The organism is Streptomyces sp. NPDC005820, from assembly GCF_040630255.1.
Classification (GTDB): Bacteria; Actinomycetota; Actinomycetes; order Streptomycetales; family Streptomycetaceae; genus Streptomyces.
This window is the reverse complement of sequence record NZ_JBEXXE010000062.1, coordinates 1-21,269: the sequence shown is the minus strand read 5'-3', so window position 1 is coordinate 21,269 and position 21,269 is coordinate 1. Positions and strand designations below refer to the sequence as shown.

Genomic DNA, 21,269 nt, shown 5'->3' with positions numbered 1-21,269 from the left:
GGTCTTAGACCTTCCGCGAATAGGGGCGGTTTGGGCACCGGGTGGCATGAACGGGTGCAAGTCCTGGTGATCATGGAGTTGCAACGCTCTGTGATCGCGGAGGAGACCTGTGCCCGTCCTGCCATCGTGGCTAACCGAGCCGCTTTGGGACCAGTTCGCGGTCCTGCTGCCCGCGCGGTCTGAGTACCATCCGGACCATCCGCTGAGCTGTCACCGTCGGCGGATCAGTGACCGGATCGTTTTCGACAAGATGCTGCAACTGCTGCGTTTCGGCTGCTCGTATGAGGCGATAGCGGATACGACGTGCTCGGCCACCACGATCCGCAGCCGTCGCGATGAGTGGATACGCCTGAGGGTCTTCGCCGCGTTCAATCGGATCGCGCTGGAGTCCTACGATCGGATCGTCGGCCTCGTCCTCGACCAGATCGCTGTGGATGGCTGCATCACCAAGGCCCCCGGAGGTGGCGGGACGTTCCCCAGTCGACCGCGGCAAACAGGGCCTGAAACGCTCTGGCATGACGGACGGTTACGGCATTCCCCTGGGCCGCGTTCTGGCCGGAGCCAACCGCCATGACTCCCCACTGCTCGCCCCGACCCTGGACCGCCTGGACGACCTCGGCCCCCTGCCGGACGACATCACGGTGCACCTCCACGCCGGCTACGACAGTGCCAACACCCGCGCCCTGCTCGATGGACGCGGCCTCCACGGCCGGATCGCGCACAAGGGCGAGAAGGCGCCCATCCAGGCAAGCCAGAGGTGGCACGTGGAGCGCACCCACGCCTGGCAGAACCCTTTCCAGCGCCTCGCCCGTTGCTACGAGCGCCAGGCCACCGTCATCGATGCCTTCTTCGACCTCGCCGACACCATCATCACCGTACGGAGCCTGATCCGCCGGGCGTGGGCCACCCACCGCTGGCAGACGCGACCCCACCGTCGCTCCTGAAATGCCGACGCCGACACCATCCCGAGTACCGGCCTCTACCAGGCAGGACACCCCCAGAGCGTCTCGCGGGAGACATGGTCAGCAGCGGGCCAGCACGGCCGTCTCCGGGCCGAACCCCACTACCAGCCGACTGTCCGCGGCGACGGCCACCGCCGCCACGGGCGCGGGAAACACCAACTCCGACCCCACTTGCTGGCCGGTGGTCAGATCCCACACCCGCACCGTCCCGTCTCTGCCGCCGGTAACCGCGACCGGACAACTGTCCACGACGCCCGTCGCCACCGCCCACACCGCGTCGGTGTGCCCGGTGAGCGGTTCGCCGACGGGCCTGCCGGTGGCCAGGTCCCACACCCTCACCGTGAAGTCGTCGCTGCCGGTGACAGCGACCGAACGTCCCTCCACCACCCCCGTCGCCACCGCCAACACCCAGTCGGCGTGCCCGGTGAACGGTTCGCCGACAGGCCGGCCGGTGGCCAGGTCCCACACCCTCACCGTGAAGTCGTCGCTGCCGCTGACGGCGACCGAACGTCCCTCCACCACCCCCGTCGCCACCGCCAACACCGGGCCGGTGTGCCCGGTGAGCGGTTCGCCCACAGGCTGGTACCTGGCCAGGTCCCATACCCGCACGGCCCCGTCCCAGCCGCCGGCGACGACGACGGGAAGACCGGCCACCATCCCCGTCGCCACCGCCAACACCTTGTCAGCGTGGCTGAAGGGTTCGCCGATGAGCCGGCCGGTGGCCAGGTCCCAGACGCGTACCGTGAAGTCGTCGCTGCCGGTAACAGCAACGGACCACCCCTCCACCACCGCCACCGCGTTCACTTCATCAGTGTGGCCAAGGGGTTCACAGACGGGCTGGCCGGTAGTCAGGTCCCACACCCTCACTGTCATGTCGTAGCTGCCGGTGACGACGACGGGACGACCGTCCACCAACCCCGTCGACACCGCCGAGACCCCACTGGTGTGGCCGGCGAGAGGCTGCCAGAGGCAGTGGTCGACCATGCCAGCGGCCCACTCCACACCCCACGGCCCAGTCGACACTCCCTCCACCGGTGTGGCGTTGATCCGCGCTGACAGCTCCAGATCCCCGTACCGAGCAGCATCCAAGGCCAGCAACTGCCGCCGTACCCCCGCCGTCGCACCCCGGTACAGATGCGCCGACGCCCGGTACACCGCCGCCGCCAACCGCGCAGCAGGCCCCGACGCCGCATCCACCAGCCCAAGCACCTCCGCCGGATCGGCATGCACCAGGAACCCTGGATCCGCCAACCGCCCATCCACCCCGGAAGGCACCTCCCCGGCCCCGTCAACGTGCAGATCATCAGACATACCTGCATCCAAGCAGCCCTCACCGACACGCCACCGCCAACCCGATGCCCCCACCGCACCATTTACGTAACGTCACCGATGAAGCCGCCAGTTGCCCGGCGACCCCAGATCCGCAGCCCGTCGGCGCCTCACCAATCCGCGCGGTCACTTAGGAATTGGTCATGCAGATGTCCCCGCAGCGAGTCCCAAACACGCGTCGCAACGAAATCCCTGGACAGCTACACAGCCAGCGGGAGTGCGGAACCAGTCTGTCGAGTGGGGAATGGTGTAGCCGTCGTCGGCCAGAAGGGGCTGGACCTGGCGGGCGGCCCAGGTGACGGTGCTGCCGTCGACTCCGATGAGCTGGGTGAGCAGGTCGCGGGTTCCGAGTTCGCGCAGCCGGCGCACGGTGGCCAGGACTCTGCCAGCGGCCGTCGGCTCGCCCTTGGCCCCCGCGCCGCGAGCACGGCGCTCACCCTCCTCGCTTCCTCAGCTGACCTGTTTCACATAACTGACCCAATTCCTGGACCAGTTGGTCGACGACTCCGTCCGGAGCCGGTTCGAGTGAAACGACTACTTGACCGATCACCGGCTGCGGCGCCCCATGTCCTGCTCCGCGGCCCAGGTCCGCAGCCGGGCTACCGCCTCTTCCCGTGGCAGCGGGCCGCGTTCGAGATGCAGATCTTGCAGATGGCGAGTGGCCGCACCGATCAGTGGGCCTGGAGGTATGCCGAGCAGCTCCATGATCGCCCTACCGTCCAGAGTCACCGGGACGTCGGGGAGCCTCCGGTACTTCTCGAACTCCGCAGCGGCGCGCGCCGTTCGCTCCTGCTCCGCCAGCCGCTCCTGTTCCCACTCGTCGTAGGTCGCCGCCCATCGAGCAGTCCGGCCGGCCGACTGCCAGCCGTCCAAGTCCTGTTCCCCGCCAAGCCCTACCTCCAGGAACAGGTCATGGTGGTTCGCTTCTTCGGAGCCGCTCGGAAGGACGTCGAGCAGGGCGAGCGCGGCGTTGATCGGCCAGTCTTCCCGTGGACCGGTGAAGTCCCGGGTACGGACCGGGCCCCACACCTTCGCGCCGGATCGCCACACAGCGGCGGTCTGGTATCCGTCTCCTCCGTGGAAGTCCGCCTCCACGTAGGAGATCGGCCCGCCCCTGGACCAGTGACTCAAGGTCTGCTCGAAGGCTGGGGACATCACCGTGAACGGTCGACTTTCGGGCTCGGCGCCATCCTGACGGGTGAGCAGACCGGTCGGCTCCTCAAGGAGCTGTGCGGTGACAGGCACCAGCCCCATGCGCTGACGGAGCGGGGCGACAACCGCTTCCCGAATCCCGGCGGTCTGGCTCTTGAGCAGGTCGAAACTTCCGATGACGGCGTTGAGCTCGTACGGCATTCCCATAGGTTAACCGCACAGCCTCCGCAAGGAATTTCGGTTTCGCAGCGCCGTGCGGTAGGCGTCACCTCAGGCGCCTGCCGGTGGGGTGGCCGTCCCAGTGGTGGCACAGGGCCGCACAGCGGACGAGCATACGCAGTGTGACGACCGCGACGGACAGGCAGGGCAGAAACCCACGCCTGGCTGCGCTCCTCGATGCTTCGCCGTACCGTGCCGGAACCACATGATGAGGTGAACTGAGCCGACGTGATCTTCTCGTCGAGAGCTACAGCTGCCACCACCAGGTTTCGAGGTCGTGGTCATCGGCGTACTCCACGGGGCATCCGTAGGGCGACTGCTGTGCCATGGGCAGGGCGTCGGTGCGGCGGACCACGGCACGCAGGTCTTGCACCGGGGGCATCTCAGCGAGTTCGTCGACATCGAAGGGGCAGCCTGCCGGGCCGCCGACGAGGGTTGCGCAGCCGAACGCGTACCAGAGGCCGATGAGTTCGCGATCGTGCTCCTTCTCGGCGGCGACGGCGACCTCACGGACCACCTCGATCACCCGGGTGGGGCGGAGCGGGGCGGCGTCGGGACCGTGGAGTTCACCGACCGCGACCATACGCCGCCACAGCGCGGTGCCGGCGTCGCAGTACAGGAACGGCGGGTCGACGTAGCCGTCCTCAAGCCAGGACTCGTAGCCGTCGAAGTCGGGAGCGTCCTCGTCGAACGTGCACAGGCCGGTGAACTCCGTCAGCGCGTCGAAGTACGCAGACCGCTCGGCATAGTCAGGGTGCCGGTCGACCGGGAACCGGTACGTATACCCGCGACGCAGCAGGATGTCCATCACACGAAACCGCGTGAACGAGCAGTCGTAGCCGCTCTCGAAGTCGTACAAGACCGCGAACCAGTCCCGCACACGCGGGTCGCCCGCCTCGGCATGGCCGTCAAGGACGCGGACCGAGTCCGCGACCAGGTCCTCGATCACATGCTCGGACATCAGGTCCTTCTTCCTTCGAGCCGACGATGCACCACGAGTGGCAAGAGAGCCTATGTCTCCCACGAGACGGTCAGCGCCTATCGGTGCGAAACGTCCAGCATGCCATCAGCCTGCACATGACAGGCGAGATCTATTGGGGCCCCAGTTCTGACGGGGAGGTCGGTGATGGCGCTCAACCGACGGCACTCACGGCTCATCACGCTGGACGGCACCGATTACCGGTGGCAGGTGCGGAGAGATTCGGAGTGCGTGTACTGCAAGGGCGGGCTGGGGGCTTCCTTCGTGGTTCAGCAGGTGGATCCGCAGGGCTCAGTTCTTGTGGTGGAGTCGTCGCACACGATGTCCCCGATTGTGCCGGCAGTAGTCCGGGCTTGTGTCCGCAGTGCCTTGGGCCAGGGGTGGATGCCCGCGCATCCGGGGGCGCAGTTCCATCTTGTCGGCGACGGCTGAAAAGTGGACAAGCGTCGGAACCTGAGCGGGTTCGCGCGTCGCTGACACCGTCTCATCAAGGGTGGTCAGTCCACCGGGGCAGGTCATGCAGGTAGTCGACGGCAGTAGGTCTACGCGAGCCGGCCACACTACGCGCGGAGCGAGGGCATGCGGCGCGCGTAGCGGAGTGAGTACGCGTTCGCGAGACTGACGACGCCAAGGGTAGGCGGTTGCTGCGGATCATCCGCCGCGGCAACCGAAGTTCTGCCGCTGCCTACGCAGCCTGCACCGCACAACGTCGCCATCGCGATCGTCTGCGGCAGCTGCTCCCCGCATATGGCCACGAAGAGGTGCCACCGGGTCGGCACCTGGGCGGCGGACGACGCCGAGATCGCCTACACCTCCACCAACAGCTCCGGCTCAACCGCATCGAGGCATAGTTCACCGCGCTGCGCTCGCGCCCGCGACCACACCAGCCGCAAGGAACGGGGCGGCATGATCCGCCGCTACGTCGTCTGGCGAAACCTCCATGCCGTCGACCAGCGCCTACGCGCCGTCACCGACAGGGCGAACGTCGTCCTGATGCGGCACTAGCCACCCGCGCCTTCGGCGAGCCAACCGATAAGGTCACCAGTCAGCAGCTCACCACTGCCTTCGATGTCATGCTCGACGGCGCCGAGATCCAGGCCGTACACAGAGCCGCGATCCGGACCGTGAAGTCGCATGAACAGCCCCCTCCCGCCGCTGTCATCGCCGACGAGCACCCAGTCCGGCGCGTACTCGCGGACTTCGTAGGTGTCGTTGCGTTCACGGATGACATGCGGCCCGTACAACGACACGCCGTTGGGAAGAAGGACACCCGGCCTGGACCGCCAAAGACGGGTGATCGTGGGGTTCGGACCTTCGCCGAGTCCGGACAGGAGCGCCACTTTGACCGCCAGGAAACCCGTGAAGGAATCAGCGAACTCCTGATCATCCCCGGTGAGGTGATCCCGCCGGATCACGGGATGCTCCTCGCCGTCCCACCGGTCGAGCGCAAACCAGAAGCTGTCGCCTCCCTCAGGCTCTCGGTAGAAGCAGAGCCGATCCCCATCAAGTTGGGTGGTGACGTCTATCGTGTGCAAGTTGGTGAGCGGAGCGACTGATGCAACCTCCATCATGTCGATCGTGCCCTCGCCATACTCGGCCAGCCACCATCGGTAGGACTGTGACAGCGGCCCCACCCAGCCTTCCGCGGCTCGAATGGCCGCCTCCGATTTCCCGCTGCCGGGCCTGGTGGCGATCGATGCCGACACTTCAACCAGTTCGCGCAGGGGTGCGAAATCGCCACTCATGAACGCGAGTCTTGCACAGGACAATCGCACCGTTGGACTGGCTTCCCGCCTAGAGTCTTGCGGTGTCGCAGTGGTTATGGTCCGTCGTTTGCCGGGCGGGTCTCGTCACCGGCCAGTCGACGGGCCGCTGAAGCCGTACGCCGCGAAGCCGCACCGTCGTCCCGAGGGCTATCAAACCCACAGACTGCTGACGCCTCGCTGTCAGGCCGCCGAGCGGCGTCGGCTGATTGGATGGGGGTTGCCGAACCAGCCGGTGAAGCCGCTGCCGGTGTGGCTCAATCCGGCTCACAGCCCGGCGCTGGACACGCTTCCCCTTGACCTGGTGTGAGCGACAACGTAGGAGGAAGTAGCCACGTCGGCGCCGGGCGGGTGGACAAGCATGCGACGCCTCTGGTGGAGAAGGTTCTCTTGGTCGAAAACCCATCCACCAGGGGCTTCATCCCTCCGTCAGGCCGACTGCCGGGCTCGCGGCAGGAGTTGGGAAAGGCTCGGTAACTGTCACTCGCCGGACAGCGTGCCAGGCACGGGAAGGCACCCTCAGCGCCGTTTCCCAGGTTTCAGTACAACTACGCAATCCGCTACACAACTTCGCTGCAGGAGGATTCCCGAGGGCGTTTTCGCCGGTGGGGCGGTTTACTGTGCAGACCATGTCTGACAACCAGTCATCGACGGACCAAGGCTGAACCCGCTGTCGTGGATGAGTTGTCGACTGAGTAAATCCTTCACCCCCTCGATTCGGCTGCCGTCTTCCGGTAGGCCACGGGGCTTCCAGTCAGCCGTCCCAGCGGCTGGGTGGGGGGCCGGCCCCCACCACCGCCGGGGCACCAACAAACAGCAGCTGTATCGGAAGGCACCGCTTAACCTCATGAGTACACCCAAAGGGCTCCAGGCGAACGTCCTCGGCACTTTCGACAGCATCGTCATGGCCGTGGCGGGCAGTGCCCCCGCGTACTCGCTCGCGGCGACCACAGCCGTGCTCGTCGGCACGGTCGGCTTCGCCGCTCCTGCCGCACTGCTCTACTGCGCGATACCCATGTTCGGCATCGCATGGGCGTTCAACTACCTGGGTCGGCTCGACGTCAACGCCGGCGCCAGCTACTCCTGGGTGGCCCGCGCCCTCCACCCCTCCCTGGGCTTCCTCAGCGGCTGGGCGCTGGTGGTCTCGGCCACGATCTTCATGGTCGCAGGCTCGCTGCCGGCGGGCAGCATGACGCTGTCCCTGTTCGCCCCGGACCTGGCGGACAACACCGCACTGGCGACCGCGGTCGGCGCGGCCTGGTTCCTGGTGATGCTCGTCGTTGTGCTCATGGGGGCGCGACTGACGGTCCACGCCCAGATGATCATGTCCGGCATCGAACTGCTCATCCTGCTCGGCTTCGCCACGGCGGCCTTGTCTCACGACAACGCGGTCGAGCACTTCTCCTGGTCCTGGCTGGGCTTCAGTCACTTCGACGGCCTACAGGGCTTCGCGGCCGGCGCGTTGATCGCGGCGTTCTACTACTGGGGATGGGACGTCACCAGCAACCTCAGCGAGGAAACCCGCAACAGCCGCAAGACGTCGGGGCTGGCCGGCCTCATCGGCCTCGCCGTCGTCTTCGTCCTGTTCGAGGTTTTCACGATCTCGGTGAACATGCTGCTCACCGCCGATGAGATCGAGGCCAACAGCGCCAACGTCCTGGCCGTGCTCGGCGATCGCATCTGGCCCGGCTGGGGAGGCAAGCTGTTGATCGTCGCCGTCATGCTGTCCACCATCGCCACCCTGGAGACCACCCTCATCCAGGTGACCCGTTCCCTCTTCGCGATGGGCCGCGATCGCACCATGCCGGCCGCTCTCGGCACCTCCCACCGCCGCTACCACACGCCCTGGGTCGCGCTCGTGGCCGTCGGTGCGGTCGCCCTCGCTCTCTTTGTGGCCTCCAACTCGCTCGGTTCGGTCGGCGACATCCTGGACAGTGCGGTCGCCGCCATCGGACTCCAGATCGCCGTCTACTACGGGCTGGCCGGACTCGCGGTTGTCGTCGCCTACCGCAAGGTGCTGCTGAAGTCCCGGGCGAACTTCTTCTTCGGCGGGCTGTGGCCGCTGGCCGGGGCGCTCTTTATGTTCTGGATCCTCTTCGAGTCGCTGGGCGAACTCGACCCCACCGCCATCGGGATCGGCATCGGCGCTCTCGCCCTGGGCCTGGTTCCGATGTTCTGGTATCGGCGCAGCACCTACTACCGCCCGGACAGGCTCGACGCCGCCAGGACCGAACAAGTCGCGAGAGAGTACGAAAGGCTGGAGCCCGTGTCCGCGTCGTCCGCCGACGACACCGTAGCCACGGACTTCTGAGGCGCGCGGGGATGACATCTGGAAGCACGACTTTCACTCCCGAATTCGATGTGACGCTCGGCGACCGGAGCCTCGCAAGGGCGCGCGAGGACATCGCCATCGGCCGTTGGCAGGGCCTTCCCGAGCTGCTCCACGCCACCGGGCACGACTGGGATCGCCGTACCCACCGGATCCGCCTGCTCGCCCACGCAGCGGCCGGCACCACCGTCGCCGAGGAATGGCACACCGCCCAACCGCGCGACCCGGACGCACTGGTGCTGCGCGCAGCTACAGAGGTCATGCGATGCTTCAACCTGGCGGTCGCCACCGGCAACGCCGGCGATGTCGAACAGGGCCGACGGGACACGGCCGTACGGACCTGCCTCCGAGCGGCCGACGCGTACCCGCACGACCCTGTGCCCTGGGTGTCCCTCCTCACCGTCGCCCGGCTCTATCCGGGCGGCCACCCCCAGATCAACCGCTGGTGGCAGCAGCTGCAATTCCGCCACCGGGACAACCGGGAAGCGCACAACCAGATGCTGCGCCACCTCTCCGCGCGCTGGCACGGCTCGCACGGAACCATGTACGACTTCGCTCGGGACGTGGCGAGCAGCACTCCGGCCGGCTCGCCACTCGCCGTACTCCTGCAGGTCGCACGGGCCGAGGAATACCGCTACCGCCTCGATCACGAGGGAGACATGGCGCTGTTCCTGCGTCGTCACTGGAGCAGCGACTTGGCAATCGCCGAGACCCGTCGCACCTGGAATTCATGGATTGTCGACTGGGACGGTGTCGACCGGGCGCAGGACGTGGCCGACCTCAACCACCTGCTGCACGCGGCGTGTGAAGGCGGCCTCCACTCCGAAGCCGTGCACCTCTTCGAACTGATCGACGGCCGGGCCACCTCGGCGCCTTGGTCCTACTTCGGCGACCCCGACGCCGTCATCACCAAGTGGCACCGCACCGTCGTACGTTGAACCCGCGCGATGGGGCAGGCACAGGCCTGATGATCACGCGGGAGAAACTGTCACGCGATGCAGAAGCGACCGCAGCGGCCTCGTTGATGCCGGTTCGATGCGTGAACGATGGTGGGTCGCGCGTGGGTGTAGCAGCGGGCGACAATCGTCGGGTGACTGAAGCGAGCGTGGTACACGTTTTCCTCTCGCGCGGCCGGTTCTCCTCGTGTGCAGACATCCGCGACTACGTCGATGAAACGTGGTCGGAGAACGGGGATGCGGAGCCCTCGGCATTTATGGGTGAGGCAGGGATCGCCGACCTCGAACCGATGTGTGTCGAAGCCATCCACGCCCAGGCGCCACGTCGTTCCGGTTGTCCCCGAGGTACTTCTTCGGGGGGCTTCGTATGCTGACCAGTGGCTACCGCAAGTGGAGTCGACCGAGCCGGCCGACGCTGCGATCTGCGTCTTCGCTCCCAACGTGGTCGCAAACCCGCACGGCACGTCCCTGCGCTACGGCGGCCGGTTCACCTACCGGGTCTGACGGCCTTCTCGCCGGGCGCGCAACAGCCACTCGTCGATGACGACGACCGATTTCCCTGAGGTCGTCGCGAAGATCGCCGACGACGCGGAGGAAATGCGCGCGTTCTACGACTTTCTGGCCGAGCACTGAATCCACCTGGGGACCATGAACCCGATCGAGTCGACCTTTTCCGCTGTCAAACTCCGCATCAGGGCCAACATCGCATATCTCGATGGGACACCAGCACCCAACCTGTTCACCCAGCGCGAGCCGACCTACGTCGTCGACAACCTTGTCCGGCTGTTCTGACCTTTGTGAGTCAACCCCACCAACGCGTTCTGCGCACGGACCCGCCGCTGACGGTAAGTCATGCTCGGTCCGCTCTTGACGACCTCTCGACCGTATTCGGCTTGAAGTCTCACGTCGAACCGGACCCGTGGCTGTTGTCCGGGCTGCTGGTTAGCGTGACCGGCTGCGGCGACGAGGTCGGTGGAGTCCGACGCGGACGCCGCATAGAGCCCCTTCCGGTTGGAGTGCGGACGCGGCAAGCGGGCACAGCGTCAGTGGAACTACGCAACTCTCCACGGAAGTGTGCGGCAGTGGGCCGGTGAGGGGTGGGCTGGCGTTCGTGGGGCATCTAGCATTTCGATCATGTCTGGTTGCACAGTCATGGCTGGTCGGAGGGGGACATGGTAGTGACGGGTGAAGTCACCGTTGCGCCCGCTCGAACATGTCCAACAGCGGGGACTCCCGCGCCGGCCGGCACAGCGCAGGCGATCGGGCCGTCCACCACCGCCATATCCAACTTGGACTGCGGTACGCCCAGAGGCACCCGGGTACGGCCCCCGCACGCGACGGCTACCGACGGCGATTCGACCACGGAACTGGTCGACCGCGTGTGCGATCCGGCTGTCGCGGTCGGCGAGGCCGACGAAGTCTTCGACTCGATGACCGCTGTGCCTGGAGGACGAGGGGCCGACTGGCACGCCGCCCGCGCGGACGGGCAACGGCCGCTCGACACCCACCACGCCTCACCGTCCGCCCCTGGAACCGACGGTGAGGGAGACGCGCGTCCGGATGGGGGCTCGCAGTGATCAAGGAGGGGCTCCAGGACCTCATGTCGGCCATGTTCGGTGCGTGGGCTCCCATCGACGGATGTGCTGATGACGAGATCACGGCTGCTGAGGACCGCTTGGGGATCAGCCTGCCGGACGCCTTGCGTGACTACTGCACCGTGGCCGGCAGGCACCCGGAACTGATGGGTATGGACGGTCGCGAGCACACGCTCCGGCTGAGCGCTCCCCGGGACCTGAGCCTTGCAGACGGACAACTGGTCTTCTGCGGGGAGAACCAGGGGCCCGCGGCGTGGAGTGTGCGCCCGGCCGATGCCGGCTGGCCCGACCCCAGGGTCCACGGACGGGCCGAGCCGGGCGGGAAGTGGTACAGCGAAGCCCGGAGACTGTCGGCCTTCCTGATCAATGTCGCCGGCAGGCAGGCAGTGTGGGCGGCTCCGTACCAAGCCGCGTGCCGGCTGCGTGAGGACCAATTGGTGGCTGTAGAGCCGCTGCTGGGCTTCATCGGATCTCGCGAGATGCAGAAGGGCGGTCACTGGCTGAGCTTTGTCGACCGATCGAGCCGCGTAGTGGCCCACTATTCCTACATCACCTCGACACTGCGTATTGGGGCGGTGGTCCCCGGCGCACTCGAATCCCTGCGTGAGTGTTCAGGACTCCCACTCGGACCGGCGTGAAGCGCGGAAGTGGCCACCGCCCGTTGATGGGCGGTTGGGTGGGCTGCGGGTAGTCGTGGCGGTCGGCTGTCCGCCTGGCGCGGAAGAACCATTGCCGGGGTTGGGGTATGCCTGACACCGCGCGGGTTTCCGTAACACATGTGAGGTTCTCATGACGATTTACTTCTATGGCGCCGATGAAGTCCCCTATGGATGCTTCTCGAACTTCTCCGATCACGGCTTCGACCTCGACGGGGTCTGGTGGCCGACCTCGGAACACTACTTCCAGGCGCAGAAGTTCAAGGGCACCCGCCACGCGGAACTCATCCGGCGCGCGCGTACGCCGCTGCGGGCAGCGGAGCTGGGCCGCGACTCGTCCAAGCCCCTACGGAGGGACTGGGAGCGGGTCAAGGACGACGTGATGCGCCGTGCGGTGGCGGCCAAATTCCGTGCGCACGCAGATATCCGTGACATCCTGCTGTCCACCGGTGAGGAAGAGATCGTCGAGGACACCACCACCGATCACTACTGGGGTCGGGGCAGGACCGGGAACGGCAAGAACATGCTCGGCCGGATTCTGGTGCGCACCCGTAACCAGTTGTGCGCCGAACTCGCCGAAGGCCTCGAAGGCGATGGCCGCCGACAAAGGCGGTGATCCGGGAAACGTGCGGTGTGCCGCATGCGCAGGACGGTTCGGTCGGGCCATGGGCTCGACGATGGGGCTCCCTCGCCGGCGGGTGCCTTTCTCGCTGCGTACGCGGACCCGTTCTCGACGTCGTGCGGCGAGAACGTCGGAGTGGCCGGCGTTGCTGTTGCGCCGGCTCGGGTAGGCGTGCAGGGCCCGAGTCCGGCGGGTACGGTTGGGGCGGTGTTGGGGTGGCAGTGGCTGTTGTCTGCTGAGGCGCTCAGAAGAACCACGTAACCGGCTACGTAATCCAACAGTTGGGGGCCCGGTTCCGGAGGGTGAGTGTCGGTGGGGCCGGAAATGATGGATGCCATGACTGACAAGCGATACTCGCGGCTCGCCGCAGAGCATCTTCCCGGTGACCTTGTTCAGCGCTGGACAGCGCTGCTGCGCCCATGCGTACGCCTGCGCCACGCCGAAGCCGCCGAGCGGACCGTGGCCGTCCTCGGCGGGGCCCCGGAGCTTCCCGCCGGGGTCGGCTGGCCCGGGTGGCCCGGATACGGGCCCTTGTCCTTCGTCGCTTCGGTGCGGTGTGGCGCACTGCCCAGAGACGGACTTGCTGAGGAGTTCCCAAAGGACGGAACCCTGCTCTTCTTCCACTTCGACGGTCAGGTGGACGAAGACGCCGTCGTGTCCGCCGACGACCCCGAGACCTGGGCCGGGGCCCAGGTGCTGTACATCCCGGAGAGCACCCCCGTCTTCCCGGTGGAAACACCCCCTGTTCTGGAGGCGTTCCCGCGCGTGGAACTCGGGGCGGACACCGAGCAAAGCGCCCCGGACCTGTGGCTGCCCCAGGCCCGGCAAGCCCTGCTCGGCGACACCCGGCACTGGCCCCGGCCCCGCGACACCCCGGCCGGACTCAAACCCTTCGTTCGCGCCTTCGGGCACCTGCGCACCCGGATCGACCACCAGGTCGGCGGCCACGCCGTGCCCGTCCAGGGCCCTGTGGAGTACGAGATCGCGAACGCGGCACTCGGGGGCATGCATGTGTGGGGAGACCAACCGCTGGACCAGGAAGCCGAACGCTGGGTCCTGCTCGCCCAGTTCGGCAGCGACAGCGACGCGAAGATGACCTGGGGCGACGAGGGCGCTCTCTACTGGCTCATCCGCTCCGAAGACCTCGCCGCCCGCCGATTCGACCTGGCTCGGCTCACGGTGCAGGGTTAGCCGGCCGGCCGGTCTCCGCCGTGGGTCTTGGGAGTGATCGTCGCGCGGCCGGAAGCGGCCGTCCGGGTGGCGGCTCAGGCGTCGACAGAGTCGGACCTCCCGTGCCGGCGGCGCATCCGTCGGTCGGCCGGTTGACGTCGGAGACAGTAAGGTCGGCGGTAGTACGAACGCGGGCAACTGCCCGCAAGAAACCCGTGCGGATCCACCGCTGCACCGGCACCGGACCCCCGTGGACTGGTTCACGAACTGCTGCAGGTCCTGCTCGTCGCCGTCCGGCAACCGCAAGGCCAGGGCCTGGATCGGTTCGCGGCTGCCGTCCAGCATCAGTTCCCGTAGACAGCAGTCGACTTGGCCCGCCGGTCCTCGCGCGGCACCGAGGCGAACACGTCAGCGCCGTACAACGCCAACGTCGCCCGGACACGGTCTGCTTGATGTGCGTCCACACACCCGACACGCATCCGATCCGCTGGACCTGATGTGTGTTCAGCCGGTGTGTCCGCGGGCGGGTGTGTCGAGCCCGGTCAGGTCCCACACCCGCACTGTCCTGTCGTTGCCGCCGGTGACGGCGACGGGCCGGCCGTCCACCACAGTCGTCGCCGCACCCCAGACCATGCCCTTGTGGCCTTCCAGGGGTTCGCCGAGTGGCCGACCGGTGACCAGGTCCCACATCCGTACCGTCCCGTCCCCACTACCGACCAGGGCGATGAGGCGGCTTCCCATCACCGCCGTCGTTACCGCTCCCACCTCGCGGCACGCTTCCAGGGGCTCGACAGCGGGCCGACGTGTGGCCAGGTCCCATACTCGTACCGTCCCGTCGAAGTCGCCGGTGACGGCGCAGGGACGACCACTGACCACGGCCGTCGCCGCTGCGCGTACCTCGTTGGTGTGGCCTGCCATAGGCTCACCGATCTGTTTCCGGTCGGCCAGGTCCCACACTCGTACCGTCCCGTCGTTGCTGCCGGTGACGGCGACGGGTCGGCCGTCCACCACGGTCGTCGCCACCGCCTCCACCCAGTCTCTGTGGCCCGTCAGGGGCTCACCGATCTGTCGGCGGCCGGCCAGGTCCCACACCCGTACCGTGCCATCGACATGACCAGAGACGGCCACGGGGCGCCTGTTCACCACAGTCGTCGCCACCGCGCACATGCGGCCGATGCTCTGATCCAGTGGCTGACCCGCATGTCGGCCCGTGGCCAGGTCCCATATCTGTATGAGATTGCTCCCGCCGCCGGATATGGCGACGGGACGACCGTCGACCACGGCTGTTGCCAGCGACCATACTTCGCCGTTGCAGATGAGGCCGTTGTGGCCGACCAGGGGGCCGCCCACGGGTCGGCCATCTCTGAGGTCCCAGATACGGACCGTCTCGTCGTGGCTGCCGGTGACGGCGACGGGCCGGCCGTCCACCACGGCTGTCGCGAGCGACCAGATGCCGTGTTCGTGGCCGGTCAGGGTGGATCGGAGTCGGGAAGTCATATCAGCACGCGCACCACCGGACATGAACGACACGATAGAGCCCGGGAACTGCTCCCACAGCGGTTTGAGCTGCCCTGACGACAGAACAGACACCAGTCTCCCCAACGATCACAGAACGTTGCCACTCCATGATCACCCGGACCCATGACCGTTCTACTACCGGTGTCCCCGACTGCACCCTTCCGCGCAGCCACTCACCGGCCGTGACACGGCGATACAGAACTGATCGCCACATAACCGTTTCGGGCAGCTGTCACGACCTGTATTAGACATCTGTGTGGCAGGCGAGAATTCTACCGGGTCAGGTACCGCGGACGGGATCGAAGGCATGCGTGGAACCCCTGTGGCCATTGGCCTGTACGGGTCGGATACTCGATGATTGAGCACATGACGAATGACATATCCGTGTCCGGAACGGCCATGCGCCCTGGGCCGCCTCACCTGGTCGGCCTGACCGAGTCGGCTGACCGTCCCGGTAACGTGACCGGGAATTTCTGGGCCGGACTGCTGGAGGCCGGCTGGGCGGCACGGTTGCGATCCAAGGACGGCCGGACTCGATTCCAGCTGCGCTACTACGGGGAGCTGTTCGAAGGGCTGATCGTCGGTGACGACTTGCCCGCGCTGCTGTATGCGGTCACCGAGTCGGGGCAGCAGATTCTGCTGTTCGACGGCGCGGCGCATGGCTATGACGCGATGTTCTGCGAGAGCTGGGACGAGGACGGACTGCGCACCCGCCGCGCCGACCAGGTATATGTCGATGCTGATGGCGAGGACACCTTCGAGCTGGTCGTCTGGGCCGGCTACAACATCGACTGGGAGGACGAACGCCAGTCCTTCGCGGACGCCGACGATCCCGACTTCGTCACGCTCGTCGACGGTCGTCGTATTCCGTTGGAGGTCGCCCGGCACGCCGCCTTCGACGCTGTCTCGATAACCGCCACGAACGCTCGGGGCCGGGCCACCGACGTCGTGTCGGAGGAACTGGCCTGAGCGGTACCCGCAGCGGGCCCCTCGACCGCGGACAGGTCTCGTCGGCCTGGTTGGAACCCGAACCATTCCGCGTTCTTGCCCCCTCGATATCCAGCCGCACCGCGGGCGGCAGTGGGCCGAGCGCGGTAGGAAGCACAAGTACCCAGACCGGAAGCCGCCTACTGCGGGGGCTCGTGCTGGACGGACGCCGCAAATCGATCCAGGCCATCGCCTCGCGACTACCGGACGGCAACGAGCAGAACCCGCAGCAGTTCGTGAACCAGTCGACCTGGATCCAATGCCGGCACAGTGGCGGATCTGTGAGCGGGTGCCGCCCCTCACCCACCCGACGGCCTGGGCGATCGAGGACGTGTCGGTGCCCAAGGGCGGACAGCTGCCGGTCGCCGTCGTCCCGCAATACTGCAGATCGTCGGGCAAAGGGCGAACTGTCAGGCCGCGGTCGGCGTCCACGCCGCGACCGACACCACCTCGTGTCCCCTGCAATGGCGGCTACTCCTGACCGAGGAGTGAGCGTCGGACGCCTGCCGCCGGGCCGTCGCCCGCGTCCCGCCCGAGGTCACGTACCGCGAGAAGTGGCGCCTTGCTCTGGACATGCTCGACACTCTGGCCCGCTGGGACATGACGCCGCCGGTCGGATGGCCGACGCCGCCTACGGCAGCAACGCCCACCTACAAGCGTCAGAGAGGACGCGCGCTGGGCACGTCCCCACCGTCACAGGTGTGCCTGCGGGCCTTCAGGACGGCAAGACGGGCAGACAACTCGCGTTCGGCGATGACGAGACCGCGCTCCAGTGTCTCGACGAACAACGTCCGGCTCACCGAAACCACCGTTGACGCCTGCGGACCCTCGTCACCGTGTACCCGGCAGGCGAGGTGGATTGTGTCCCCGTCGGGGAAGGCGAACGCCAGCACCCGATCGGTGCACTCGCCCCAGTCCAGGAACCGGCACCTCGCGAGCTCCGCCCCGGCCTCGGATGCCGTTCCTGTACCGGCGTCGTCGAGCATCCAGTCCTCGGCAAGGCGAAACGCCTCGAACGGCGAGCCGAAACTCACCGGCGGCGCGGTCGGCGCGCGAAAGCGATCGAGCTCGTCCTTGAGCTTCTTGACCAGCAGTGGCCCGTAGAAAGCGTTGTCCCACGCGTTCACATGGAGCCCGCCGACGAAGACGTCGACGCACAACAGAGACGGATCCCGTTCGACGTGGAACTCCAAACCGAATCCGGCCCGCGACCCGAACAACATGGCACCCTCTCCAGTCCTCGCGCGACACCCGTCGCGGCTCGACCCTACTGATCCATTCGGCTGTTGTGCTGGTCCAAGAGGGCCGTAGATTTGCCCTGAGCCCACGACACGGCAGAGGGCGGGACGGCTGGAGACACCTTTGCGGGACAGTTTTTCCGACGGATTCTTTACGCGGCTGGCACACGACACGCATCCGGTGGACCTGATGTGTCTCTATCTGCTGCACGGCTCGGTCGAAGGTATCCCTGGCCTGCTGATGGACCGGGAGACGCTGTCGTTCGAGTACCTGAGTAAGCATGTCGGTGCCGTGGGCCGCTGGCACCATGACGACGCGGACACGTTCTCACTTCATGTCAAGAGGAGGGTCCGCGGGCGGCTGTACGGATTGGAGTTCAGAATCTATTTCATCGCCGGTGAGCCCTACGCCGACGCGGTGGTTCCGTTCGGCGCGACGGTCGACCTGCCCCGGTTCCTGCACCACTTCCGTGGGCAGTACGCCTCGGGGGGAGCCTCGGGTGACTGGGACTTCGACGTGTTCACCGACGTGCGCGATCTCCGCGAGAGCGTCGTGCTGTTCGGCAACCAGCGCGAGGTCTGGTTCCAGGTCAACCGCGGCCCGGTGGTGGCCGGCCGGTCCAAGCCGACCTGGAACCGGGGCCGGCTGGTAACCGGCCGCCTGGACGGCAACCAGTTCGGGACGAGTACCCAACCGCACGCGGGAGGAGTGATGTTCCCCGACCGCCTCGTCACGGTCGAGGGCACCTCGGCCGAGGCACAGGCGTACCGACGGTATGTGGCCAGGCTGCGCGATCCGCTTCCCCTGCGGGCGGGGCGGCCGGTCCGTCCTGAGTTCGGCACCAGGATGCGAACGGCTCCGTGAGCTGATCGGTGCCGGGGCACACGACCGGACGGCCGGCACCGCCCGAAGCGGACGGCCTGCGTGTTGCCCCAGGCCCGTGCCGTTGTGGAGGAGCGGGCTTCAGGATCCTCGGCGATCTCCCCCAGCCTTCGGCGGGGAGATGCCCCCAGCCGCCGTGGTGCCGCGAGTCCCCGAAGATCAGCGAGATGCTGCCGCTGCTCGACCTGCACGACCTGGCCTCCGGCAACTTCGTGCCCGCCCGGGAGCAGTTCCTGACGGGAAAACCGGATTGCGACCTGCTGTCTCACTCGTAGTAGTCGGCGTACTGGGCCGAGTACTCGTCGACGCGGAAGCCCTCGAAGTCGCCCGCCGCTTCGCACTCGAGCAGCCGCTGACGGGCCGCTTCCGCTTCAGGTGTACGAAGCAGCGAGAGATACGCCTTTGTCTCGGCCAGTCCCCGACCGCACAGCAGTTGGACATCGATCGAGCAGGCGGCGTCCATGCTCGCGGTCTTCGCGCTCCAGATGAGTGGCTCTGAACGGCTTCTCTGGCCCCGGTGGAACGAGTTCGGTGGCCCCAGGGACTTGATCGGGAAATGAGTGTTCGTCAGAAGTGGCCCCAGGGGCGGTCTTGCGGTGGGAGCATCGTTGTGCTCCGACAGTCAGGGGGCCCGGATGGACGGCCCGAGAACCAAGGTTGAGCTCTTCGCGGCGATCCGCCGGGATGCGCGTATGGAGAAGCTGTCGATCCGCGAACTCTCTCGCCGCTACGGGGTCCACCGGCGACTGGTCCGCGAGGCTCTGACGTCGCCGTGGCCGACTGCGCGTAAGCCGATGCCGCCACGCGTGTCGGTTCTGGACCCGTACAAGCATCTGATCGACTCGATCCTGCGCGCCGACCTGGACGCGCCGCGAAAGCAGCGGCACACCGCCAAGCGGGTCTTCGACCGGCTGGTGGACGAGCACGGTATGGAGGACGTCTCCTACGGCCGGGTGCGGGACTACATCAGGCGCCGCAAGCCTGAGATGTGGGTCGAGGAGGGCCGCGGCCCACCCGCGGTGTTCATTCCGCAGACCCACCGGCCCGGCGAGGAGGCCGAGGTCGACTTCGGCGACGTCTACATCACCCTCAACGGCGTGCGCACCCTGTGCTACCTGTTCGTCTTCCGGCTGTCTTTCTCCGGGAAGGCCGTCCACCGCATCTTCCTCTCGCAGGGACAGGAAGCCTTCTTCGAAGGCCACCTCCACGCGTTTGAAGTGCTGGGGGGCGTGCCGCGGGGGAAAGTTCGCTACGACAACCTGACCTCCGCGGTCGCGCGGGTCCTCGGCTTCACCCGCGCCCGGGTGGAGACCGACCGCTGGACAGCCTTCCGTTCCTGGGCCGGCCTGGAGGTCTTCTACTGCGCGCCGGGCATCGACGGCGCCCACGAGAAGGGCGGCGTCGAAGGTGAGGTCGGCCGGTTCCGCCGCAACCACCTGGTCCCGGTCCCCGACGTCACCAGCCTGGCCGAGCTCAACGCCCAGATCGACGCGTGGGACCGGCAGGACGACCAGCGCCGGATCGGCGAGCGCCCTCGCACTGTGGGTGAGTACTTCGCCATCGAGAAACCCCTGCTGCTGCCGATGCCCGAGGACCACTTCGAGACCGGCAGGCTCCTGACACCGCGAGTGGACCGCTACGCGCAGATCACCGTGCGGATGAACCACTACTCGGTGCCGGTACGGCTGATCGGCCGCCAGGTCCGCGTCCTGCTGCACGCCAGCGAACTGGTGGTTTACGACGGCCGCACCGAAGTCGCCCGGCACGAGCGCCTGGCCACCCGCGGCGGCAGCCGCCTGGACCTGGACCACTACCTGGAAGGACTGCTGCGCAAACCCGGAGCACTGCCCGGCGCCACCGCGCTGGACCAGGCCCGGGCGGCGGGGAAGTTCACCCCGGTGCACGACGCCTGGTGGGAGGCCACCCGCCGCGCACACGGTGACGCGGCCGGCACCCACGCGCTGATCGAGGTCCTGCTGCTGCACCGGCACATGAGCCACGACCACGTCGTCGCCGGAATCGCCGCCGCTCTGAGGGCCGGGGCCCTGACCTCGGACGCGGTGGCCCTGGAAGCACGCCGAGCTGCCGAACGCGACACCTCCGGCGAGGCCGGCCCGCAGGCGACACCGGGGCGGATCGCGTCCCCCGTGGTGTCGCTGGCCGTACGCCGTCTGGCCGCGCTGCCGCCCGACTCGCGCCCGCTGCCCTCGGTGGCTGCCTACGACCAGCTGCTTCGTCACACCCGGCCACCGGCCGAGCGCCCCACCAGCTAAAGGAGTCCCGCCATGAGTGTCACCCGCCACCGCGGCCTGACCGAACCGGCTGCCGACGCGGCCAACGACGCCGCCTGCCGCAACCTGCGGCTGCCCACCATGCGCGGCCAGTTCTCCGAGCTCGCCGACGCAGCGGCCCGCGACCAGATGACCTATCGCGGGTTCCTGGCCGAGCTGCTGATGGCCGAGTGCGACGACCGCAACCGCCGCCGCTCCGAGCGCCGGATCAAAGCCGCGGGCTTCCCCCGGGAGAAGGCACTGCACACCTTCGAGTTCGACGCGAACCCCGCCATCGACCCAGCCGCCATCCACACCCTGGCTTCGTGCGACTGGGTCCGCAAAGGGCTACCGCTGTGTCTGATCGGCGACAGCGGCACCGGCAAGTCACACCTGCTGATCGCGCTGGGCACCGAGGCCGCGATGGCCGGCTTCCGGGTCAAGTACGTCCTGGCCACCAAACTCGTCAACGAACTCGTGGAGGCCGCCGACGAGAAGCTGCTGACCAAGACCATCGCCCGCTACGGACGGGTCGATCTTCTCTGTATTGACCTATGCCGAGACCGCGACTATGCGGAAGCGGTGCGTGTAGTTCCGCTCCTTCGTGGGGTTTCGGCTGTGTGTGGCTCTGCATAGTTTCC

Annotated in this window: 16 protein-coding genes and 8 pseudogenes; 14 read left to right on the top strand and 10 right to left on the bottom strand. The window is 67.3% G+C overall.

Annotated elements, in window-relative coordinates; translation table 11 throughout:
* Positions 1-109: 109 nt before the first annotated feature.
* A pseudogene (locus ABZ464_RS46445) lies at positions 110-944 on the top strand (IS5 family transposase).
* Between the two features lie 78 nt (positions 945-1,022).
* On the opposite strand, the gene ABZ464_RS46440 reads toward ABZ464_RS46445, so the two are convergent.
* From ABZ464_RS46440 to ABZ464_RS46425, 4 genes and pseudogenes are all read right to left on the bottom strand, one after another.
* The gene (locus ABZ464_RS46440; protein WP_359287999.1) at positions 1,023-2,273 is read right to left on the bottom strand and encodes a WD40 repeat domain-containing protein; all 1,251 of its coding nucleotides are present in this window, start codon (positions 2,271-2,273) and stop codon (positions 1,023-1,025) included.
* A gap of 159 nt (positions 2,274-2,432) precedes the next feature.
* Positions 2,433-2,814: pseudogene (locus ABZ464_RS46435) on the bottom strand (hypothetical protein); the annotation flags it as partial.
* Positions 2,815-2,837: 23 nt separating this feature from the next.
* Positions 2,838-3,644 carry a hypothetical protein gene (locus tag ABZ464_RS46430; protein ID WP_359287998.1) on the bottom strand — a complete coding sequence of 269 codons (807 nt, stop codon included), beginning with the start codon at positions 3,642-3,644 and terminating at the stop codon, positions 2,838-2,840.
* 265 nt (positions 3,645-3,909) lie between these two features.
* Positions 3,910-4,623: a hypothetical protein gene (locus tag ABZ464_RS46425; RefSeq protein ID WP_359287997.1), complete on the bottom strand. Its 714-nt coding sequence runs from the start codon at positions 4,621-4,623 to the stop codon at positions 3,910-3,912.
* Positions 4,624-5,311: 688 nt separating this feature from the next.
* On the opposite strand from ABZ464_RS46425, the pseudogene ABZ464_RS46420 reads away from it, so the two are divergent.
* Positions 5,312-5,646: pseudogene (locus ABZ464_RS46420) on the top strand (hypothetical protein); the annotation flags it as partial.
* On the opposite strand, the gene ABZ464_RS46415 reads toward ABZ464_RS46420, so the two are convergent.
* The gene (locus ABZ464_RS46415; RefSeq protein WP_359287996.1) at positions 5,643-6,386 is read right to left on the bottom strand and encodes a hypothetical protein; all 744 of its coding nucleotides are present in this window, start codon (positions 6,384-6,386) and stop codon (positions 5,643-5,645) included. The pseudogene ABZ464_RS46420 and the gene ABZ464_RS46415 overlap by 4 nt on opposite strands.
* 76 nt (positions 6,387-6,462) lie before the next feature.
* Here ABZ464_RS46415 and ABZ464_RS46410 point away from each other — a divergent pair.
* The 6 genes and pseudogenes from ABZ464_RS46410 to ABZ464_RS46385 form a co-directional block, all read left to right on the top strand.
* A pseudogene (locus ABZ464_RS46410) lies at positions 6,463-6,711 on the top strand (hypothetical protein); the annotation flags it as partial.
* Positions 6,712-7,251: 540 nt separating this feature from the next.
* Positions 7,252-8,715: an APC family permease gene (locus ABZ464_RS46405; RefSeq protein ID WP_359287995.1), complete on the top strand. Its 1,464-nt coding sequence runs from the start codon at positions 7,252-7,254 to the stop codon at positions 8,713-8,715.
* Positions 8,716-8,726: 11 nt separating this feature from the next.
* Entirely contained in the window at positions 8,727-9,671 is a 945-nt protein-coding gene (locus ABZ464_RS46400) for a hypothetical protein (protein WP_359287994.1), read from the top strand.
* A gap of 666 nt (positions 9,672-10,337) precedes the next feature.
* Positions 10,338-10,481: a hypothetical protein gene (locus ABZ464_RS46395; protein ID WP_359287993.1), complete on the top strand. Its 144-nt coding sequence runs from the start codon at positions 10,338-10,340 to the stop codon at positions 10,479-10,481.
* A 781-nt stretch (positions 10,482-11,262) separates the two neighbouring features.
* Entirely contained in the window at positions 11,263-11,922 is a 660-nt protein-coding gene (locus ABZ464_RS46390; protein WP_359287992.1) for an SMI1/KNR4 family protein, read from the top strand.
* Positions 11,923-12,073: 151 nt separating this feature from the next.
* A complete protein-coding gene (locus tag ABZ464_RS46385) occupies positions 12,074-12,556 on the top strand; it encodes an NADAR family protein (protein ID WP_359287991.1) in 483 nt (160 codons plus the stop codon).
* Between the two features lie 78 nt (positions 12,557-12,634).
* Here ABZ464_RS46385 and ABZ464_RS46380 read toward each other — a convergent pair.
* A pseudogene (locus ABZ464_RS46380) lies at positions 12,635-12,772 on the bottom strand (IS630 family transposase); the annotation flags it as partial.
* A gap of 126 nt (positions 12,773-12,898) precedes the next feature.
* Here ABZ464_RS46380 and ABZ464_RS46375 point away from each other — a divergent pair.
* Positions 12,899-13,753, top strand: coding sequence for a YwqG family protein (locus tag ABZ464_RS46375; protein ID WP_359287990.1), 855 nt, complete (start codon positions 12,899-12,901; stop codon positions 13,751-13,753).
* 199 nt (positions 13,754-13,952) lie between these two features.
* Here ABZ464_RS46375 and ABZ464_RS46370 read toward each other — a convergent pair.
* Positions 13,953-14,196, bottom strand: a pseudogene (locus ABZ464_RS46370) (transposase); the annotation flags it as partial.
* Positions 14,197-14,236: 40 nt separating this feature from the next.
* A complete protein-coding gene (locus tag ABZ464_RS46365) occupies positions 14,237-15,229 on the bottom strand; it encodes a WD40 repeat domain-containing protein (RefSeq protein WP_359287989.1) in 993 nt (330 codons plus the stop codon).
* Positions 15,230-15,616: 387 nt separating this feature from the next.
* Here ABZ464_RS46365 and ABZ464_RS46360 point away from each other — a divergent pair, with 387 nt between their 5' ends.
* Complete coding sequence (locus ABZ464_RS46360; RefSeq protein WP_359287988.1) at positions 15,617-16,219, top strand: hypothetical protein; 603 nt, start codon at positions 15,617-15,619, stop codon at positions 16,217-16,219.
* Positions 16,220-16,269: 50 nt separating this feature from the next.
* A pseudogene (locus ABZ464_RS46355) lies at positions 16,270-16,884 on the top strand (transposase); the annotation flags it as partial.
* A gap of 12 nt (positions 16,885-16,896) precedes the next feature.
* Here ABZ464_RS46355 and ABZ464_RS46350 read toward each other — a convergent pair.
* Entirely contained in the window at positions 16,897-17,460 is a 564-nt protein-coding gene (locus ABZ464_RS46350; RefSeq protein WP_359287987.1) for a hypothetical protein, read from the bottom strand.
* A 139-nt stretch (positions 17,461-17,599) separates the two neighbouring features.
* On the opposite strand from ABZ464_RS46350, the gene ABZ464_RS46345 reads away from it, so the two are divergent.
* The gene (locus tag ABZ464_RS46345) at positions 17,600-18,340 is read left to right on the top strand and encodes a hypothetical protein (protein ID WP_359287986.1); all 741 of its coding nucleotides are present in this window, start codon (positions 17,600-17,602) and stop codon (positions 18,338-18,340) included.
* Positions 18,341-18,623: 283 nt separating this feature from the next.
* Here the strand turns inward: ABZ464_RS46345 and ABZ464_RS46340 are convergent, their stop codons facing one another.
* Complete coding sequence (locus ABZ464_RS46340; RefSeq protein ID WP_359287985.1) at positions 18,624-18,821, bottom strand: hypothetical protein; 198 nt, start codon at positions 18,819-18,821, stop codon at positions 18,624-18,626.
* A 172-nt stretch (positions 18,822-18,993) separates the two neighbouring features.
* On the opposite strand from ABZ464_RS46340, the gene istA reads away from it, so the two are divergent.
* Both istA and ABZ464_RS46330 read left to right on the top strand, forming a co-directional pair.
* The gene (gene istA, locus ABZ464_RS46335) at positions 18,994-20,631 is read left to right on the top strand and encodes an IS21 family transposase (RefSeq protein ID WP_359287984.1); all 1,638 of its coding nucleotides are present in this window, start codon (positions 18,994-18,996) and stop codon (positions 20,629-20,631) included.
* 12 nt (positions 20,632-20,643) lie between these two features.
* Positions 20,644-21,180, top strand: a pseudogene (locus tag ABZ464_RS46330) (ATP-binding protein); the annotation flags it as partial.
* Positions 21,181-21,269 lie beyond the last annotated feature (89 nt).

Bases quoted from the DNA above. Each gene is read 5' to 3' on its own strand.
- ABZ464_RS46375 (WP_359287990.1), top strand. From the start codon at position 12,899: ATGACTGACAAGCGATACTCGCGGCTCGCCGCAGAGCATCTTCCCGGT.
- ABZ464_RS46415 (WP_359287996.1), bottom strand. From the start codon at position 6,386: ATGAGTGGCGATTTCGCACCCCTGCGCGAACTGGTTGAAGTGTCGGCA.
- ABZ464_RS46430 (WP_359287998.1), bottom strand. From the start codon at position 3,644: ATGCCGTACGAGCTCAACGCCGTCATCGGAAGTTTCGACCTGCTCAAG.
- ABZ464_RS46350 (WP_359287987.1), bottom strand. From the start codon at position 17,460: ATGTTGTTCGGGTCGCGGGCCGGATTCGGTTTGGAGTTCCACGTCGAA.
- ABZ464_RS46400 (WP_359287994.1), top strand. From the start codon at position 8,727: ATGACATCTGGAAGCACGACTTTCACTCCCGAATTCGATGTGACGCTC.
- ABZ464_RS46405 (WP_359287995.1), top strand. From the start codon at position 7,252: ATGAGTACACCCAAAGGGCTCCAGGCGAACGTCCTCGGCACTTTCGAC.
- ABZ464_RS46440 (WP_359287999.1), bottom strand. From the start codon at position 2,273: ATGTCTGATGATCTGCACGTTGACGGGGCCGGGGAGGTGCCTTCCGGG.
- ABZ464_RS46365 (WP_359287989.1), bottom strand. From the start codon at position 15,229: ATGACTTCCCGACTCCGATCCACCCTGACCGGCCACGAACACGGCATC.
- ABZ464_RS46360 (WP_359287988.1), top strand. From the start codon at position 15,617: ATGACGAATGACATATCCGTGTCCGGAACGGCCATGCGCCCTGGGCCG.
- istA (WP_359287984.1), top strand. From the start codon at position 18,994: ATGGACGGCCCGAGAACCAAGGTTGAGCTCTTCGCGGCGATCCGCCGG.
- ABZ464_RS46425 (WP_359287997.1), bottom strand. From the start codon at position 4,623: ATGTCCGAGCATGTGATCGAGGACCTGGTCGCGGACTCGGTCCGCGTC.
- ABZ464_RS46385 (WP_359287991.1), top strand. From the start codon at position 12,074: ATGACGATTTACTTCTATGGCGCCGATGAAGTCCCCTATGGATGCTTC.
- ABZ464_RS46395 (WP_359287993.1), top strand. From the start codon at position 10,338: ATGAACCCGATCGAGTCGACCTTTTCCGCTGTCAAACTCCGCATCAGG.
- ABZ464_RS46340 (WP_359287985.1), bottom strand. From the start codon at position 18,821: ATGGACGCCGCCTGCTCGATCGATGTCCAACTGCTGTGCGGTCGGGGA.